This window comes from Polymorphospora rubra, assembly GCF_018324255.1.
Classification (GTDB): domain Bacteria; phylum Actinomycetota; class Actinomycetes; order Mycobacteriales; family Micromonosporaceae; genus Polymorphospora; species Polymorphospora rubra.
Genome location: NZ_AP023359.1, coordinates 5,458,187 through 5,476,246, shown reverse-complemented (window position 1 = coordinate 5,476,246; position 18,060 = coordinate 5,458,187). Strand labels below are relative to the sequence as shown.

Here is an 18,060-nt window from a genome sequence, read left to right as displayed (position 1 = left end):
GCCTGCACACCCTGTTCGTCGACGACTTCCACCGGCTGCGGGTCGAGTTGGAGGCCGCCGGGGTGGAGAGCCGGCAGGTGTGGGAACAGCTCGAACTGCTCAACGTCGGCCGGCTGCGGATCGCCAGTAAGGGCCGCCGCCGCGAGGGCGACACGATCCAGGACGTCGGCGAGGACGTCCAGGCCGCCGAGGGACTCTTCATGGCCGGGCAGGTGGCGCTGCTGCGCGACGGCACCACGACCGTCGCCCGGCTGCACGACGAGGTCACCGGCGCCGCCGCCGCCTTCCACACCGACCGGCTGGCGCGGCTGCGCGACCGGTTCACCCCGGCGGCCGGCGACGTCGAGGAGGCACCCGCGCCGCTCGACATCGCCATCGTCGGCATGGCCTGCGTGCTGCCCGGCTCGCCGGACCTGGACAGTTTCTGGCGTACGGTGCTCAGCGGCACCGACGCCGTGACCGAGGTCCCCGCCGACCGGTGGGACACCGACCACTACTACGCCCCGGAGGTCGGCCCCGGGCAGACCGGCCGGATCAGCGTCTCCAAGTGGGGCGGGTTCATCGAGCCGGTGCCGTTCGACGCGATCCGCTACGGCATCCCGCCGGCGGCACTGAGCAGCATCGACCCGACCCAACTGCTCGCCCTGGAGGTCTCCCACCGGGCGCTACTGGATGCCGGGTACGCCTACGACGATCCGGGCGTCGACCACTCCCGTACCGGGGTGGTCTTCGGGGCCGAGGCCGGCAGCGACATGGGGCACGCGCAGACGCTGCGGACCATGCTCCCCGCGTACCTCGGTGAGGTCCCCGACGAGATGGAGGCGCTGCTGCCCCGGGTCACCGAGGACAGCTTCCCCGGCGTACTGGCGAACGTCATCGCCGGCCGGGTCGCCAACCGGCTCGACCTGGGCGGTCCCAACTACACCATCGACGCCGCCTGCGCCTCGTCGCTGGCCGCGATGGACGCCGCCTGCAAGGAGCTGGCGGGCGGCGACAGCGATCTGATGATCTGCGGCGGCGCCGACCTGCACAACGGCATCAACGACTACCTCATGTTCACCTCCGCCCACGCGCTCTCGCCGACCGGCCGGTGCCGGACCTTCGACAGCACCGGCGACGGGATCGCCCTCGGTGAGGGGGTGGCCTGCGTCGTACTCAAGCGGCTCGCCGACGCCGAACGCGACGGCGACCGGATCTACGCCGTGGTCAAGGGGCTCGGCGGGGCCAGCGACGGGCGGGCCCTCGGCCTGACCGCGCCCCGCCCGGACGGGCAGCGCCGGGCGCTGGACCGGGCCTACCGCCGCAGCGGCGTCTCGCCGGCCCAGGTGGGACTGGTGGAGGCGCACGGCACCGGCACCGTCGTCGGCGACCGCACCGAACTGGAGACCCTGACCCGGCTGTTCACCGAGGCCGGGGCCGAGCCGGGCGGGTGCGCGCTCGGCTCGGTGAAGTCGCAGATCGGGCACACCAAGTGCGCCGCCGGGCTGGCCGGGGTGATCAAGACCGCCCTCGCGCTGCACACCGGCGTCCGGCCGCCGACCATCCACCTGGAGCGCCCCAACCCGGCCTGGCACCCCGAGCGGAGCCCGTTCGCCTTCTTCACCGAGGCCCGCCCATGGACGGCGCCGGCCGCGGAACGGGTCGCCGGGGTGAGCGCGTTCGGGTTCGGCGGCACCAACTTCCACGTCGTACTCGCCGCGTACGCCGCCGCGCCCGAGCCCCGGCACGGCCGCCGGCTCTGGCCGGCCGAACTCTTCTGCTTCCGCGGCGCCGACCGGGCCGCCGCGCACCGGGCGGTACGACAGCTCGCCGAAGCACTGGCCGCCGACGGCACCGACCGGCCGGGGCGGCTGGCCGAACTGGCCGCCGCGGCCGCCGGCTCGGCCGCCGTCCGGCCCGGCCCGACCCGGGTCGCGGTCGTCGCCCGGGACCTCGCGGAACTGTCGACGCTGCTGCGCCGGGCCCTGGCCGGCGAGCACGACCCGGCCTGCGGTCTCGTCCAGCCGCCGGAGCGGGCGGACGGCGAACCCGGCAAGGTGGCCTTCCTCTTCCCGGGGCAGGGCAGCCAGCGGCCGGGGTCGCTGGCCGAGCTGTTCGTCGCCTTCCCCGAGCTGCGCCACTACCTCGAACTCGACCGCGACGCCGCCGACCTGCTCTTCCCGCCGGCCGCCTTCGACCAGGCGGGCCGGGCGGGGCAGGAGGAGCGGGTACGCGACACCCGGGTCGCCCAGCCGGTGCTGGGCATCGGCGGACTCGCCGTCGACCACCTGCTGCGCCGGCTCGGGGTCCGCCCCGACATGACGGCCGGCCACAGCTACGGCGAACTCGTCGGGCTCTGCGTCGCCGGTGCCTTCGACCCGCCGACGCTGCTCGACCTGAGCCGGGAACGGGCGGCGGCGATCCTGGCCGCCGCGGGTGACGACCCGGGGACGATGGCGGCGGTCACCGGCGACGCCGACCAGGTCGCCCGGGTGCTCGCCGCGGCCGGGCTGAGCAGCGAGGTCGTACTGGCCAACCGGAACGCCCCCGACCAGGTGGTGGTCTCCGGCCCCACGGCCAAGGTGCGGGCCGCGGTCGCCGCCCTCAAGGACGCCGGCCTGACCGCGCGCGGCCTGCGGGTCGCCTGCGCCTTCCACAGCCCGGTGGTGGCCGGCGCGGTGGAGCGGTTCGCCGAGGTCCTCGCCGGCCGGCGGATCGCCGCACCCCGGATGCCGGTCTGGTCCAACCTGACCGCGGCACCGTACGCGGGCGGCCCGGAACAGGTCCGCGACCAGCTCGCCGAGCAGATCGGCGCACCGGTCCGGTTCGTCGAGCAGATCGAGGCCATGTACGCCGCCGGGGCCCGGGTGTTCGTCGAGGCCGGTCCCGGGCAGGTACTCACCCGGCTGGTCAGGGCGGTCCTCGGCGACCGTCCACACCGGGCGGTCGCCTGCGAGCGCGGGCCGGCCGACGGTCTGCGCGGCTTCCTGATCTCGATCGGGGAGCTGGCCTGCGCCGGCGCCCCGGTGCGCACCGACTGGCTCTTCCACGGCCGGGTGCCGGCCGGCCCGACCCCCACCGGATCGGCCCGCCGTCCCGTCTGGACCGTCGACGGCCAGTTGGTACGGGACCAGGACGGTAACACCCTGCCCGGTGGCATGACCCCTCCCCGACGGATCAAGGAGTTGTCGATGACCCCCTCGAACGGCGTCACCAGCGCTGGCCACGACAGCAGGGGCGAACTTCTCAGCGAGTTCCTGCGCACCACCCGGGACGTGATCGCGTCGCAGCGCGACGTGATGCTCGCCTTCCTCGGCGACGGTGGTGCCGCCGGCCGGTACGTCTGGCATCCGGCCGACGGCCAGCTCGACGCCGGCCACCCGACCGCCGCCCTGCCGGCCGCGGCGGCACTGCCGGCCCCGGCCGTACCAGCCCCGGTCCCGGTGCCGGCGGTGGTCGGTGTTCCGAACGGCGGCTCGGGTGCGGTGGCCGTGCCGAACGGCGGCTCCGCGGTCGCCGTGGTCACCGCTCCCCCACCGCCGGCACCGGCCGCACCGGTCGTGCCGGTACCCACCGGCGCCGAGTTCCAGCAGGCGATCCTCGCCGTCATCAGCGAACGCACCGGCTACCCCGTCGACCTCATCGAACTCGACCTCGACCTCGAAGCCGACCTCAGCATCGACTCCATCAAACGCGCCGAAGTCGCCGGCGAAGTCGCCGTACGCCTACGCCTCACCACCGACGGCGACGAATCCGAACTCGAAGACCTCGTCAAGGCCCGCACCGTACGCGCCATGGTCGGCTGGCTGGACAACCGTGCGCAGACCGCGGCGGTCGCCGCTTCGCCGGCCGCGCCGCCGGCGGTGGTACCGGCCGCCGTACCCGCCGGGTCCCCGACCGCCGGGGCAACCGCCGGTGCCATGGTGACCAGCGCCGAGTTCCAGCAGGCGATCCTCGCCGTCATCAGCGAACGCACCGGCTACCCCGTCGACCTCATCGAACTCGACCTCGACCTCGAAGCCGACCTCAGCATCGACTCCATCAAACGCGCCGAAGTCGCCGGCGAAGTCGCCGTACGCCTACGCCTCACCACCGACGGCGACGAATCCGAACTCGAAGACCTCGTCAAGGCCCGCACCGTACGCGCCATGGTCGGCTGGCTCGACCAGCGGATGATCGGCGCACCGGCCGGCCCCGTCGTGGCGGCGGTCGCCGAACCGGTCGCGCTGCCGGCGGCCGAGGTCCCGGCCGGGCCGGTGGCGGCACCGGCCGCACCGCAGGCGGGTGCCGGGGTCGGGGTCGCGCCGAAGCGCCTCGTCGGGAAGGAGCGGGCGGCCGACGAGGCACCCGGCGATCCGGCCGCCGTCCTCGGCGGCAGCCACTTCCTGATCACCGGTAGCGGTCCGGTCACCGCCCGACTGACCGAGCTGCTCGCCTCGTACGGCGCCAGCGGGCAGCTCGGGGTCCTCGGCGGGGAGGCGGCCGCCGACCTCGACGGCTTCGACGGTGTCCTGCTGCTCGACGGCCTCACCGACCTCGACGAGCCGCTGCTGCCGGCGGTCTTCCCGCTGCTGCGGCGGGTGCTGGCCGCCCGGCCGCACTGGCTGCTCGCCGCCGGGTCTCGGGGCACCGCCGCCGCCGACGGGATGCCCGGCCTGTTCCGTACCGTCGCGCGGGAGTACCCGGACCTGGCCGCCCGGTACGTCGATGTCGACGCCGCCGCCGGGCCGGAGGTGGTCGCCCGGCAACTGCTCGACGAGCTGCTGACTGCCGGCCAGGCCCCGGTCGTGCACCGGCGCGGCGAACTGCGGTACGCCACCGACCTGGTGCAGGTGGAGCTGGGCGCGCTGGTGGCCGGCGGGGTCGGTCCGGCCGGTGACGGGGTCGCGGAGACGGCCGCGGTCGGCCTGTCGACCGATTCAGTCGTCGTGCTGATCGGCGGCGCCCGGGGCATCACCCCGTGGATCGCCCGGTCGTTGGCGTCGGCCAGCCGGTGCCGGATCGAACTCGTCGGCCGTACCCCGCTGCCGGACCGGCCGGAGCCGGTGGAGCTGGCCGGGGCCCGGGACAAGGCGGCGCTGGTCGCCGCGCTGGCCCGGCAGGGGCTGCGGTCGCCGGCGGAGATCGACCGTACGGCCCAGGCGGTGCTGGCCGCCCGGGAGGTCCGGGCCACCATCGCCGAGCTGACCGAGTTGGGCAGCGAGGTGCGGTACCACAGCCTCGACGTCCGCGACGCCGCGGCGACCCGGCGGCTGGTCACCGAGATCCACGGCGAGTACGGCCGGCTCGACGGCCTGGTCTACGCCGCCGGGATCATCGAGGACAAGCTGATCGCGGAGAAGGACCCGGAGTCGTTCACCCGGGTCTTCGACACCAAGGTGGACGGTGCCCGCGCGATCCTCGCCGGGCTCGACGACCTGCCCGGCGCACCCCGCTTCGTGGTGTTCTTCGGCAGCGTCGCCGCCGCGTACGGCAACCGGGGACAGGCCGACTACGCGGCGGCCAACGACGCCCTCGACACGATCGGCACGCGGTGGGCGGCGCGGACCGGCAACCGCTGCCTCACCATCCACTGGGGACCCTGGGCGCCCGGTGCCGGGCACGGCGGCATGGTCACCGCCGAACTGAGCCGGGAGTACGCCCGGCGCGGCATCGGCCTGATCGACCCGGAGGAGGGTGCGCTCAGCCTGCTGCGCGAACTCGCCTGGGCCGACCCGTCGGTCACCTCCGTCGTCTACACGGCGTCGGGGTGGTGAGCGTGCCGGCCCCCGGGACCGGACAGGTCGCGATCGTCGGGATGGCCGCGGTCCTGCCCGCCGCCGCCGACATCTCCAGCTACTGGCGCAACCTGGTCGACGGGATCGACGCGATCACCGACGTGCCGCCGCACCGGTGGGACGAGGAGTTCTACGACCCGGAGCAGGCGCACCGGCCGGACCGGCTGTACTGCCGCCGGGGCGGGTTCGTCGACGAGCACGCCACCTTCGAACCGCTGCGGTACGGGGTGATGCCGGCGTCCATCGCCGAGATCGAACCGGACCAGCTGATCTCGCTGGAGGTCGCGGCGGCCGCGATCGACGACGCGGGCGGCGCCGACCGGCTGCCGGCCGGTGACCGGGTCGGCGTAATCCTCGGCCGGGGCGGCATCCTGAGTCCCGCCCAGGCCCGGTACGCCCAGCGGGTCAGGATGTCCAGCCAGGTCATCCAGATCCTGAAGGACCTGATGCCGGACCTCGACCAGGACCGGCTGGACCTGGTCCGCCGCAAGTTCGACGAACGGCTCGGCCCGCACCAGCCCGAGGGGACGATCGGGCTGGTGCCCAACCTGGCCGCGTCCCGGGTCGCCAACCGGCTCGACCTGCGCGGGCCGGCGTACACGCTGGACGCCGCCTGCGCCTCGTCGCTGATCGCGGTCGACCAGGGCATCGCCGAACTCGTCAACGGCCGGCTGGACGCGGTTCTCGCCGGCGGCGTACACCACGTGCACGACATCAGCTTCTGGTCGGTGTTCAGCCAGTTGCGGGCGCTGTCCCGGCGGGGCGAGATCCGGCCGTTCGACAGCGGTGCCGACGGGCTGCTGATCGGCGAGGGCACCGGCATGGTGGTGCTCAAGCGGTACGCCGACGCGCAGCGCGACGGTGACCGGGTCTACGCGGTGATCCGGGGCAGCGGGGTCTCCAGCGACGGCCGGTCGGCGAGCATGTTCAACCCGGCGGTCGCCGGCCAGGTGCTGGCGATCCGGCGGGCCTGGGCAGCGGCCGGGCTCGACCCGACCGCGCCGGACGCGCTGGGAATGCTGGAGGCGCACGGCACCGGCACGCCGACCGGCGACGCCGCCGAACTGACCACGCTGGCCGAGGTCTTCGGCCCGTACCGCGGTGGGCCCCGGCCGGTGATCGGGTCGGTCAAGTCGATGATCGGGCACACCATGCCGGCGGCCGGTATCGCCGGCCTGATCAAGGCGGTGCTCGCCGTCCACCGGGGCGTGCTGCTGCCGACCCTGCACTGCGAGACGCCGCGGGCGGAGATGGCCGGCACCCGATTCGCGCCGATCCCCACGGCGCGGCCGTGGGAGTGCGACGGGCCACGCCGGGCCGGGGTCAACGCGTTCGGGTTCGGCGGGATCAACGCCCACCTCATCGTGGAGCAGGCCCCGGAGCAGGTGGGGGCGGCCCCCGCCCCGGCCTTCGCCGCGGGGCCGGCCGCCGGCCGGCCCGCTCCCGCGCCCCCGGGAGCCGCCGGTGCGGCGGTCGCCGTCGACGAGCCGGACCAGGTGCTGTGGCTGGCCGCCGCCGGCCCGGCCGGGCTCGCCGAACTGCTGGCCGCCGACGACCCGACGGTACGCCGGCTCGGCGTCGAACGGGCCCGCGGCGAACAGCCGGCGGACGGCACCGAACGGGCCCGGCTCGGCATCGTCGGACCGACCGACCGGCTGCTCGCCGTCGCCCGTAGGGCGGTGGCCCGGGGGTGGCCTGGCGCGGTGGCCGGGACATCTGGTTCAGCCCCGAGCCGCTGCTCGCCGGCGATGGGAAGCTCGCCTTCGTCTTCCCCGGACTGGAGGCCGAGTTCTCTCCGCGTACCGCCGACCTGGCCCGTCACTTCGGCCTGCCGGACCGGCCGTGGTCCGCCGCCGACCTGGGCCGGCACGGCGCCGGCCTGATCGAGGTCGGCAAGCTGCTCGCCGAGGCGCTGGACCGGATCGGCGTACGCCCCGACGCGGTCGGCGGGCACAGCATCGGCGAGTGGACGGCGGCCGCGGTCAGCGGCCAGATCAGCACGGCGGCGATGGACGAGTTCCTGACGATGTTCGACGCCGGGTCGGTGGAGGTCGAGGGGTACGTCTTCGCCGCCGTCGGGGCCGGTGCCGACCGGGTCACGCCGCTGCTCGGCGACTTTCCCGGTGTGGTGCTCTCGCACGACAACGCGCCCGCGCAGTCGGTCGTGAACGGGCCGGAGCCGCAGGTGGACCGGCTCGTCGAGGCGCTGCGTACGCGCAACGTCCTCTGCCAGAAGCTGCCGTTCCGGTCGGCGTTCCACACCCCGGCCTTCGCCGACGGGCTGCGGTCGATCGGTGCCGCCCTCGGCCGCTGGAAGGTGCACCCGACCCGGATGCCGGTCTGGTCGGCGACGCTGGCCGCCCCGTTCCCGGCCGACGAGGAGCAGGTGAACCGGCTCTTCGTCCGGCACATGATGGAACCGGTCTGGTTCCGGCAGACGGTCGCCGCGATGTACGACGCCGGGGTCCGGGTCTTCCTCCAGGTCGGCGCCGGCCAGCTCGCCTCGCTGATCGGGGACAACCTGCGGGGCCGGGACCACCTGGCGATGCCGGTGAACGTCGCCGCCCGCAGCGGGCTCAACCAGCTCCGCCGGGTGGCGACGGCGCTGTGGGTGGAGGGCGGTGCCCCCGACCTGCGGGCGCTCGACGTACCGTCGCCGGCGGGACGGCCGCCATCGCCGGCCGGGCAGGTGGCACCGCCGGCGGCGAAGCCGGCTGGCGGGACCGGCCGGCGCGGGCCGGTGGTCCGGCTCGATCTCGGCGGGCCGCTGGTCCGGCTGGGCGCGGATGCCGCCGGGCTGCTCGGCTTCACCGCGACCTCGCGGATGCCGGACGGTGCCGCCCCGCCGCCCGCCGCCACCACGGCAGGTGCCACCGCCCGGACGTCGGCGGCCGGGCCGGTCGCGCGGCCGGTCACCGGGGCGCCCGCGGCCGGGTCGGGGACGCCCCCGGCCACCCCGCCGGTCCCGGAGCCGGCCGGGAACGCCGCCGCCCTGGCCGCGCTGCACCGGCTCGCCGGGCACTCCAGCGCGGCGGCCGAACTCGCGGCGCTGCTGCGCGACACGGCCGAGGGTGCGGCCAGCGTCCTGTCAGCGGCCACCGGCACCCCGGTCCGGGACCGGCCGGCACCGACCCGGCCGGCACCGCCACCGTCCGGGCCACCACGCACCACCGGCGCCCCGCCCGCCGTACCGGCACCACGGACCGCTCCCCCGGGACCAGGGGCCGCCGTGCCGGCGCCGCGTGCCGCGACCGGGCCGGCCGGCGGGTCGGCGGGTGGTACGGCCCGGCCCGGGGGTACCGGCGAGGTCGTCGGCCGGGTCGTCCTGCGGGTCTCCATCGAGACCATGCCGTATCTGCTGGACCACTGCTTCTTCGTCCAGCCGGACGACTGGCCGGTCGTCGAGGACCGGTGGCCGGTGGTGCCGGCGACCGCGCTGGTGCAGCACATGATGGACGCCACCGAGCAGTTGCTGCCCGGCCGGCGGGTGGTGGCGGTCCACGAGGCCCGGTTCAACCGCTGGCTGATCGCCGAGCCGGGCCAGGACGTGGAGATCATCGTGAAGGCGGCCGGCCCCGGCCGGTACGCGGTCAACCTCGGCCCGTACGCGCGGGCGACCGTCGAGGTCGCCGACGGCTACCCGGCCGACCCGCCGCAGGTGTGGTGGCACGACCCGGCGACCGAGCGGCCGACCACGCTGCCCGCCGACGAGATGTACGCCGAGCGGCTGATGTTCCACGGCCCCCGTTTCCAGGGGGTGACCCACATCCACGCCATCGGCGACATGCACGTACGCGGGGTGGTACGGGCGCCGGAGCCGCCGGGTGCGCTGCTCGACAACGCCCTCCAGGTGATCGGCAACTGGCTGATCACCACCCAGCCGTTCCGTACGGTGGCGTTGCCGGTCGGGCTCGGCCACGTCCGCTTCTTCGGTCCGCCGCCGCCGGTCGGCCGGGAGTTCGAGTGCGTTGCCCGGGTACAGTCCATAGCGGACGGTCAGCTCGTCGCCGACACCCAGCTCAGCTACCAGGGCCGGGTCTGGGCACAGATCGACGGCGCGGTCGACCGGCGCTTCGACAGCCACCCGCAGGCCCGGGTCGCGGAGCGGTTCCCGGAGCGGTATCCGATGTCGCTGTTCCAGCCGGAGGGCTGGACGATGGCCTTCGACTGCTGGACCGACCTGGTCACGCTGGGCATGGCGGCCCGGGGCATCCTCGGCGGCGCCGGGTACCCCGACTACGAACGGCAGCCGGCGAAGCTGCGCAAGCAGTGGCTGCTCGGCCGGATCGCGGTCAAGGACGCCGTCCGGTCCCGGCTGTGGGAGGACGGCCACACCGACATCTACCCGATCGAGCTGACCGTGGGCAACGACGGAGCCGGGCGGCCGTGGGTACGCGGCCGGCCGGGCCGCGGCCTGGGCGACTGCGACGTCTCGCTGGCGCACTGCGCGGAGATCGGGGTGGCGATCGCCCGGCGGCGAGTCCCCGGGGCGGCACCCGGCGGTCCCGGAGTCGGCATCGACGTCGCGGAGGTCACCGGACATCCGGAGAGCACTGTCGGGTTCGCGCTCACCGGGGCCGAGTCGGTGCTCCTGGCGTCCCTGGCCGGCGCCGACCCCGACCTGCGGTGGCTGTGGTTCACCCGGTTCTGGGCCGCCAAGGAGGCGGCCGGCAAGGCCGAGGGCACCGGGCTGGACGGCCGGCCGCACCGGTTCGTGGTGCGGTCGGCGAACGCCGCCGGCCTGGCGGTCGACGTCGACGGCCGGACCTACCGGGTCGCGTACCGGGAGGTCGGCAACCCCGAGCACCTGCCGGCCCGGCGGTACGTCGTCGCCTGGACCTGGGGCCCGGAGCCGGCCACCGGTTCCGAGTCGTCCACGGGTGCGGAGCCGGCCACCGGTTCCGAGCCGTCCGCCGCGCCCGGCGGGGCGGTCCGGTGACGCGCTCCGACCAACCATCCATCTCACGACCAGAAGGAGCACCGACCATGCCCGCGGCCAAGGCCAGCATTCTCGCCGACCTCACCGAGATCATCCACGCCGTGCTGGGCGACTTCGTGGCCGACCAGACGATCACGATGGACACCACCTTCCGGGACGACCTGGGGATGGAGAGCATCGACGTCGTCTCGCTCGCCGGCCGGCTCCAGGCCCGGTACGGCGACAGCGTCAACTTCGCGCACTTCGTCGCCAAGCTCGACCTGGCCACCGTCGGCGAGCTGCGGGTCGGCCAACTGGTCGACTACATCGCCGGGTCGCTCACGGCACCCGGGGCCGGCGCGGACGGGGCCGGGACCGCGGCCGCGGCGGTCGGCCGGTGACCCTGGTCCGGGCGAACGGGATCATCCAGCACGTGCAGCGGCTGGATCCGCACGTGCCGCGCGCCACCGGTCCGGTCCCGACCGCGGTGCTGATCCACGGCATGGCCTCGGACACGATGGCGAGTTGGTACTTCACGATGGCCGAGCCGCTGACCCGGGCCGGGCTTCCGGTGCTGCTGTACGACCTGCGCGGGCACGGCCGCAGCGACCGGCCGGCGACCGGCTACGCCCTGGACGACTTCGTCGGCGACCTGGCGGCGCTGCTGGCCGAACTGGACGTCGCCGGCCCGCTGCTGCTGTTCGGCAACTCGTTCGGCGGCACGATCGCGTTCGGCTTCGCGGCCCGGCATCCGGAGCGGGTCGCCGGCATCGTGGCCGTCGAGTCCGCGCCGCCGACCGCGTCGTGGATGGCCCGGGTCGGCCGGCGCCTCGACCGGGTCGCCGCCCGCCTGCCGCAGGACGGGGCGGTGGCCGAGATCGACGCCCGCCGGGGGCCGACGGCCGGGCGCCGGGCGGCCGGAACCCGGCAACTGCTGGCCGCCACCTCGCTGGCCCGCGAACTGCCGGACAGCCGGCTGCCGGCCACCGACCGGCTCGCCGCGATCGGCTGCCCGGTGCTCTGCGTCTACGGCGGCCGGTCGGCGGTGGTGGAGCTGCTGCCGGCCGTACGCCGGCTGCTGCCGCAGACCCGTGCCGTCGTACTGCCCGAGGAGAAGCACTCCGTCCTGGTCGACCGGCCGGAGGCGGTCCGCCGACCGGTCTTCGCCTGGCTGGCGCGGGAGTGCGCGCTCGACCTGGCCCTACCCACCACCCCGTGAACCAGAGGAGGTCTGCGATGGACAGCCCGATCACCGGCCGGTCGATCGTCATCAGCAACGGGCGGTGCGGCTCGACGCTGCTGTCCGATCTGATCGCCGAGGAGCCGCGGACGCTGTCGGCCCAGGAGTTCTTCATGTCGGTCGCGCCGTGGGCACGCAGCGCAGAGGTGATCAGCGGCGCCGACTACTGGGCGGTGCTGGCCAGCCCCAAGCCGGAGCTGGCCACGCTGTTCCGGATCGGGCTGCCGCCGAAGGAGGTCCGCTACCCGCGGACCGGCCGGTGGGCGGACCGGATGACGGAGCTGCCCCGGATCCTCGCGATCACCCTGTCCAAGCTCACGTCGGATCCGGACGCGCTGTTCGACCGGCTCGCCGAGCGGGTGCCGGACTTCCCCACCCAGTCGGTCGCCGCGCACCACCAGAGTTTCCTCGACCTGCTGGCCGGACTGACCGGCCGGGCCCGCTGGGTGGAGCGGTCCGGCGGCTCCAGCCACGTCGCCCCGTACCTGTTGCAGGGGTTTCCCGACGCGCGGATCGTCTACCTGGGCCGCAACCGGGAGGACACCGCCCGGTCGATGAGCCGGCACCCGTCGTTCCAGCTGATCCAGCTGCGGGTGGAGTTCCTCGGCCGGTGCGGGCTGGACCCGTTCCGGGTGGAGCCCGGCCAGGCCGTACCGCAGGAGCTGGAACGTTTCCTGCCGGACCGGTTGACCGCCGACGCGCTGCGCGAGCGGGGGCAGGACATCCGCCGCTACCTCGGCCTGTGCGCGTTCATGACCAGTCAGGCCGAGCAGGCGCTGGCGGACGTGCCGCCGCGGCACCTGCACCGGATGCGGTACGAGGACCTCGTCGCCGACCCGGTCGGGGAACTGACCCGGGTCGGCGCCTTCCTGGGTTTCGAGGACCCGGCGGAGTGGGCCGGGCGGGTCGCCGACCGGGTCGTCGACCCGGCGCGGGGCCGGCCGGCCGCCGCCACCGCCTGACTGTTCGTCGTTCCGGCCACCGTCCGGGCCGCCCGGCCCGGACGCAGATCCGCATCGCAGGAGGAGGGCGGGCGCGGGCCCGCACCCCAGAGTGGAAAGGGAGGTAGTCGGTGGATCGATTCCGGATCTCCGCGCGTCGGCTGCTGGCCGCCGTCGCCGTCCTCGGGCTGCTGCCGGCGCTGGCCGGAGCACCAGCCGCGCTGGCCGCGCCGGCCGACCCCGGCCCGGCCACGTCCGGTCCTCACGAGGCCTGGGAGCTGCTGGCCAAGGCCCAGGTGGACGAGTGCTTCGACGGGATCGGGATGGCGTACCCGCCCGGCCCGCCGTGTGCGAGCGGTCAGGCGAAGGTGAACCAGTCGTACCTATGGGGGATCACCCGGGCCGGCAAGGACCTGTGGTTCGGGACCGGCGCCAACGTCAACTGCCTGACCAGCGGCCGCAACCTGCGCAACACGACCCCGAACCTCAACGAGGACTGGGTCTGCGAGTACGGCGAGAGCCAGATCGCCAAGCGCAACCCGACGCTGCCGCCGACCCTGGGCGACCACCGGCCGCCGCGGATCTACACCTACGACACCCGGGCCGAGCGGTTGACCGAGAAGACCGGACTGATCCGGGAGGCGTCCACCGACGACGCGAACCGGCTGACCACCACCGCCGGGATCCGGGCCGCCGGCACCCACCGCGGGGTGGCCTTCGTCGGCGGGCCGGCGCTCGGCGAGAGCATCAACCTGTTCGCGTTCGACACCGACACCGGCGGCTTCCTCGGCTCGGTCAACCTGCCGGCGTACGGCAACATCCGGCACTTCGTCGTCGCCGACGGCGAGTTGTACGCCGGGGTCGGGGTCGGCGCCAACGGTGGCAACCGGGGGCACGTGCTGCGCTGGACCGGCAGCAAGACCGATCCGTTCCGGTTCGCGGTCGTCGCCGACCTGCCCGCCCAGGCCGCCGACCTCACCGTCCACGCCGGCCGGATCTTCGTGACGACGTGGCCCGGTGACAGCGACGACACGCTGTCCGCTCCGGCGCCGGCGGTCGAGGATCCGACGCCCGGTTTCGCCGCGGTGTGGATGAGTCCGCTGCTGTTCGTCGGGGACCCCGGACTCACCACCGCCGACGCCGGCTCGTGGCAGCAGGTGTGGAACGTGTCGTCGTACGAGCCGGACCCGGTGGTGGCGCGGGCCTACGCGCTCGGCGGCCTGGCGTCGTACGGCGGCTACCTGTTCTGGGGCACCATGCACGTGCCGCTGAAGGCGACGACGGTCCACCTGGCGGCGTACCCGCCGAAGAACGAGGCCGGGGTCCGGGCGACGGTCCAGAACACCCAGCGGGCGATCAGCGTCTTCCAGGGCCGCAACCTCGGCACCCCGTGGCAGAACGTGGAGCTGCTGTACGGCGCCGTCGAGCTGCCGGCCTTCGATCCGGCGGCGAACGGTGGCACGGGCGCGTGGCGTGCCGCGTCGACCGGCTACACGCCGAAGCACGGCACCTCCGGGATGGGCAACCCATACAACAACTACACCTGGAAGATGGTCGTCGCAGGCGGGAAGCTCTTCGTCGGCACGATGGACTGGAGCTACATCTCCAAGGAGCTCGGCCAGCAGACGGCGGCGCGGCTCGACCTGCCGGGGGCGACGGCGGCGACGCTGGCCGCCGCGCCGGCCCTGGGGGCGACGCCGGGCGTGTCGGCCGCCCCGCCACCCCGACCGGATCCGGTGTACGGCGCCGACCTGTTCGCGTTCCTCGGTCCGAACCGGCCGGCCGAGGTGGTGAACAACACCGGGCTCGGCAACTACCTGAACTACGGCGTCCGCAACATGGTCAGCGACGGGTCGACCGTCTACCTGGGCATGGCCAACCCGATGAACCTGCGGACCGACCCGGACGACGACGTTCCCGAGGGCGGCTGGGAGCTGTTGAAGATCAATGCTTGGCGGTACTGAGCGGCACCGGCGTACGGCGGCGGTCGCAGCCGCCGTACGGGCAACGGTGCACACCTGACACAAGGTGGCAGAAGTTCACAGGTCACCAACTTCCACGGGCGAAAGTATGCGCATGATGCCTTCAACCCTGTCCTGCGGCCGGACCGTGCCGCGCGGCCCGCTGCCGGTGTTGCTGGCCGTCGGACTGGTCGCGGTCCTCGCCGGCTGCACGGGCGGCGACCGGTCCGCCCCCGGGCCGTCCGACCCGCCGCCGTCCGGTCCGCCGTCGCCGGCCGTCGGCACCACGACCCACACGCTCGAGGTCGACGGCCGGGAACGCGGCTACCGGCTCTACCGGCCGGCGTCGGTCACCGCGACCGGGCCGGTGCCGCTGGTGGTCATGCTGCACGGCGCGCTCGGCACCGGCAGCCAGGCCGAGGAGGCGTACGGCTGGCCGGCGCAGGCCGACCGGGACGGTTTCCTGGTCGCCTTCCCCGACGGGCTGAACCGGTCCTGGGCGGTCGCCCCGGACTGCTGTGGTCCGCCGGCCCGGGACGGCGTGGACGACGTCGCGTTCGTCAGCGAGGTCGTCCACGACATCGCCGACACGCTGCCGGTCGACCCGGCCCGCACGTACGTCACCGGGATGTCCAATGGCGGGATGCTGGCGTACCGGCTCGCCTGCGACACCGAGATCTTCGCGGCGGTCGGCGCCGTGGCGACCAAACTGGTCGGCGGGTGCCCGGACCCGGCGCCGACGTCGGTGCTGCACATCCAGGGCCGGCTCGACGAGGTGATCCGGTACGACGGCGGTCCGGGCCGCCTCGACAACGGCGGGACCGGCCGCAACCCGGTACGGATCGAGGGCCTGTCGATCCCGGAACTCGACGCGCTCTGGCGGGAGGCGGCCGGCTGCGCGGAGCCGGCGGTGACCACCGAGACCCCGGTCACCCGGTCGGTCGCGGCCTGCCCGGCCGGGCGGGCCGTCGAACTGGTCACCATCGCCGACGCCGGACACCAGTGGCCCGGCGCGGCCGCCCAGCGGCTCCGCAACGCCGATCCACCGTCCACCGCGCTGGACGCGACCGAGACCATCTGGCGGTTCTTCAGCGAACATCCCCGGCAGGCCGGCAGCTGACCGGGTCGGGGCGGCCGGTCGGCTGCCCCGCCCCGGCGGTCGGACCGGCTTCCCGGCACGGGCAGAATCAGGAGGGGCAGATGCCCAGCAGAGACGGTCCGGACCTCGCGGTCGAGGTCCGGGACCTGGTCAAGCGCTATCCCCGCGGCGGCGGCAACGCGGTCGACGGGCTGTCCTTCACGGTACGACCGGGCGAGATCTTCGGGCTGCTCGGCCCGAACGGTGCCGGCAAGTCGACCACCGTCGGCATCCTCACCACCCGGATCCGGGCGACCGGCGGGCAGGCCCTCGTCGGCGGGGTCGACGTCGGCCGGGACCCGGTCGCCGCCCGCGCCCAACTGGCGGTGGTGCCGCAGCACAACAACCTGGACCGGGCGTTGACACCACGGCAGAACCTCGTCTACCACGCCGCCTACCACGGCGTACGCCGGACCGAACGGGAACGCCGGGCGGCGGACCTGCTGGACGGTTTCGGGCTGGCCGACCGCGCCGACCGCCGGATCGACGTCTACTCCGGTGGCATGGCCCAGCGGTTGATGATCGCCCGGGCGCTGATGCACGAGCCGGCGGTACTCTTCCTCGACGAGCCGACCAACGCCCTGGACCCGCAGACCCGGCTGCTCATCTGGCGGCGGGTCCGGCAGATGGCACGGCGCGGGGTCTGTGTCGTACTGACCACGCACCAGATGAACGAGGCCGCCGCGGTCGTCGACCGGGTCGGCATCGTCGACCACGGCCGACTGCTCACCCTCGACACCCCGCAGAACCTCGTACGCGGGCTGGCCGGCGAGTCGATCCTGGACCTGACCGTCACCCCGGCCCCGTCGGACACCGCGGAAGGGCTGGTCGCCGCGCTTCGGCAGGTCGACGGCGTACGTAAGGCGGAACGGCTCGCGCTGCCGGCCGGGCCGGCGGTACGGGCCGGGGGCGGCGCGTTCGCGGGTCTGGCCGGGAGCGCCGACGGTCCGGCCGCCCGGCGGGCGGTGCTGGCCGCCCTAGCCGCCGGTGGCGGCGGTCCGTGGGCGCCCGGTGCGGCCGGCGGGGCGCGCGCAGGTGCGGCCGGCACCGGCCCGGGTGGTGGCCCCGGCGGTGGGCTGCCGGCCCAGGGTGGGCGGGCCCGGCTCCGGATCCGGCTGCATGTGGCCGCCGCCCCCGCCACCCTGCTCGCACCGGCGACGGCCGTGCTCACCGGCCGGTCGGCGGAGCTCAACGACGTCCACATCGGCACGCCGAGCCTGGAGGACGTCTTCGTCGAACTCACCGGAAGGGAGCCGCGGTGACCACCCTGGACAGTCCGAGGCCGGCGGCCGGCAGCCGCCCGGGTGCCGCCACGGTATTCCTGGCCATCCTGCGCCGCGACCTGATGGTCACCGGCAAGGAGTCGTGGGTGATCCTGATCCAGGTCGGGCTGACCCCGCTGTTCATGCTCTTCGTCTTCGACACGATCCTCGGCGGGCAGGGCATCGTCGAACGGTCGTTCGCCGACCTGTTCCTGCCCGGGGTCATCGCGCTCGCCGCGGTCACCACCGCCCTGCAGAGCGTGGCCCTGCCACTGGTCAAGGAGTTCGGTTTCACCCGGGAGATCGAGGACCGGCTGCTCGCCCCGCTGTCGACCGACCTGGTCGCGGTGGAAAAGCTGGTCGTCGCCACCATCCGGGGCCTGCTCGCCGCCGTGTTGATGTATCCGCTCGGCGCCCTCGTCGTCGGCTCGGCGCCGTGGCGGCCGGCCGGGCTGCCGCAGGTGCTGCTGGTCGCGCTGCTCGGGGCGTGGATCGGCGGCGGAATCGGGATGACGCTGGCGACGATCCTGCCGGTCCAGCGGATCAACGTCACGTTCTCGGTGATCGTCACGCCGCTGATCTGGACCGGCTGCATCCACTACCCGTGGCCCCAACTCGACACGACCCCGTGGTACCAGGCGGTCACCGCCGCCAACCCGATGACGTACGCGTCGGAGGGGGTGCGGGGGGCGCTGCTGCCGGCCGTACCGCACCTGCCGGCGTGGCTCTGCCTGCTCGTGCTGACGGGGGTGGCCACCGTACTGACCTGGGTCAGCGTCCGCTGCTTCGCCCGGCGGGCGGTCCAGTGAGCCGGCAACCGCCCGCCCCGTCCTCCCGAGGAGAT

Annotated in this window: 10 protein-coding genes; all 10 read left to right on the top strand. The window is 74.6% G+C overall.

All coding sequences use genetic code 11. The features are described 5' to 3' along the window. Positions 1-62 precede the first annotated feature (62 nt). The 10 genes from Prubr_RS24820 to Prubr_RS24770 all read left to right on the top strand — a co-directional run bounded on the left by Prubr_RS24820 (position 63) and on the right by Prubr_RS24770 (position 18,025). On the top strand, positions 63-5,735 hold the full coding sequence (locus Prubr_RS24820; protein WP_212817321.1) for a type I polyketide synthase: 5,673 nt from the start codon (positions 63-65) through the stop codon (positions 5,733-5,735). 2 nt (positions 5,736-5,737) lie between these two features. Beyond that, positions 5,738-7,639 (top strand): beta-ketoacyl [acyl carrier protein] synthase domain-containing protein, encoded by a 1,902-nt coding sequence (locus tag Prubr_RS24815; protein ID WP_212817319.1) that lies wholly within the window; start codon positions 5,738-5,740, stop codon positions 7,637-7,639. Next, positions 7,534-10,695: an acyltransferase domain-containing protein gene (locus tag Prubr_RS37070; RefSeq protein ID WP_246569029.1), complete on the top strand. Its 3,162-nt coding sequence runs from the start codon at positions 7,534-7,536 to the stop codon at positions 10,693-10,695. The genes Prubr_RS24815 and Prubr_RS37070 overlap by 106 nt, the downstream gene beginning before the upstream one ends. Positions 10,696-10,742: 47 nt before the next feature. Next, positions 10,743-11,075: an acyl carrier protein gene (locus Prubr_RS24800; protein ID WP_212817317.1), complete on the top strand. Its 333-nt coding sequence runs from the start codon at positions 10,743-10,745 to the stop codon at positions 11,073-11,075. Further along, complete coding sequence (locus Prubr_RS24795; protein ID WP_212817315.1) at positions 11,072-11,893, top strand: alpha/beta fold hydrolase; 822 nt, start codon at positions 11,072-11,074, stop codon at positions 11,891-11,893. Before Prubr_RS24800 ends, Prubr_RS24795 begins: the two co-directional genes overlap by 4 nt. 17 nt (positions 11,894-11,910) lie before the next feature. Next, the gene (locus Prubr_RS24790) at positions 11,911-12,876 is read left to right on the top strand and encodes a sulfotransferase (protein WP_212817313.1); all 966 of its coding nucleotides are present in this window, start codon (positions 11,911-11,913) and stop codon (positions 12,874-12,876) included. A gap of 110 nt (positions 12,877-12,986) precedes the next feature. Next, a complete protein-coding gene (locus tag Prubr_RS24785) occupies positions 12,987-14,819 on the top strand; it encodes a hypothetical protein (RefSeq protein ID WP_212817311.1) in 1,833 nt (610 codons plus the stop codon). 112 nt (positions 14,820-14,931) lie between these two features. Beyond that, on the top strand, positions 14,932-15,936 hold the full coding sequence (locus Prubr_RS24780; RefSeq protein ID WP_246567597.1) for a CE1 family esterase: 1,005 nt from the start codon (positions 14,932-14,934) through the stop codon (positions 15,934-15,936). 80 nt (positions 15,937-16,016) lie between these two features. After that, positions 16,017-17,216: an ABC transporter ATP-binding protein gene (locus Prubr_RS24775; RefSeq protein ID WP_212817307.1), complete on the top strand. Its 1,200-nt coding sequence runs from the start codon at positions 16,017-16,019 to the stop codon at positions 17,214-17,216. Further along, positions 17,213-18,025 carry an ABC transporter permease gene (locus Prubr_RS24770; protein WP_246567595.1) on the top strand — a complete coding sequence of 271 codons (813 nt, stop codon included), beginning with the start codon at positions 17,213-17,215 and terminating at the stop codon, positions 18,023-18,025. Before Prubr_RS24775 ends, Prubr_RS24770 begins: the two co-directional genes overlap by 4 nt. Positions 18,026-18,060 lie beyond the last annotated feature (35 nt).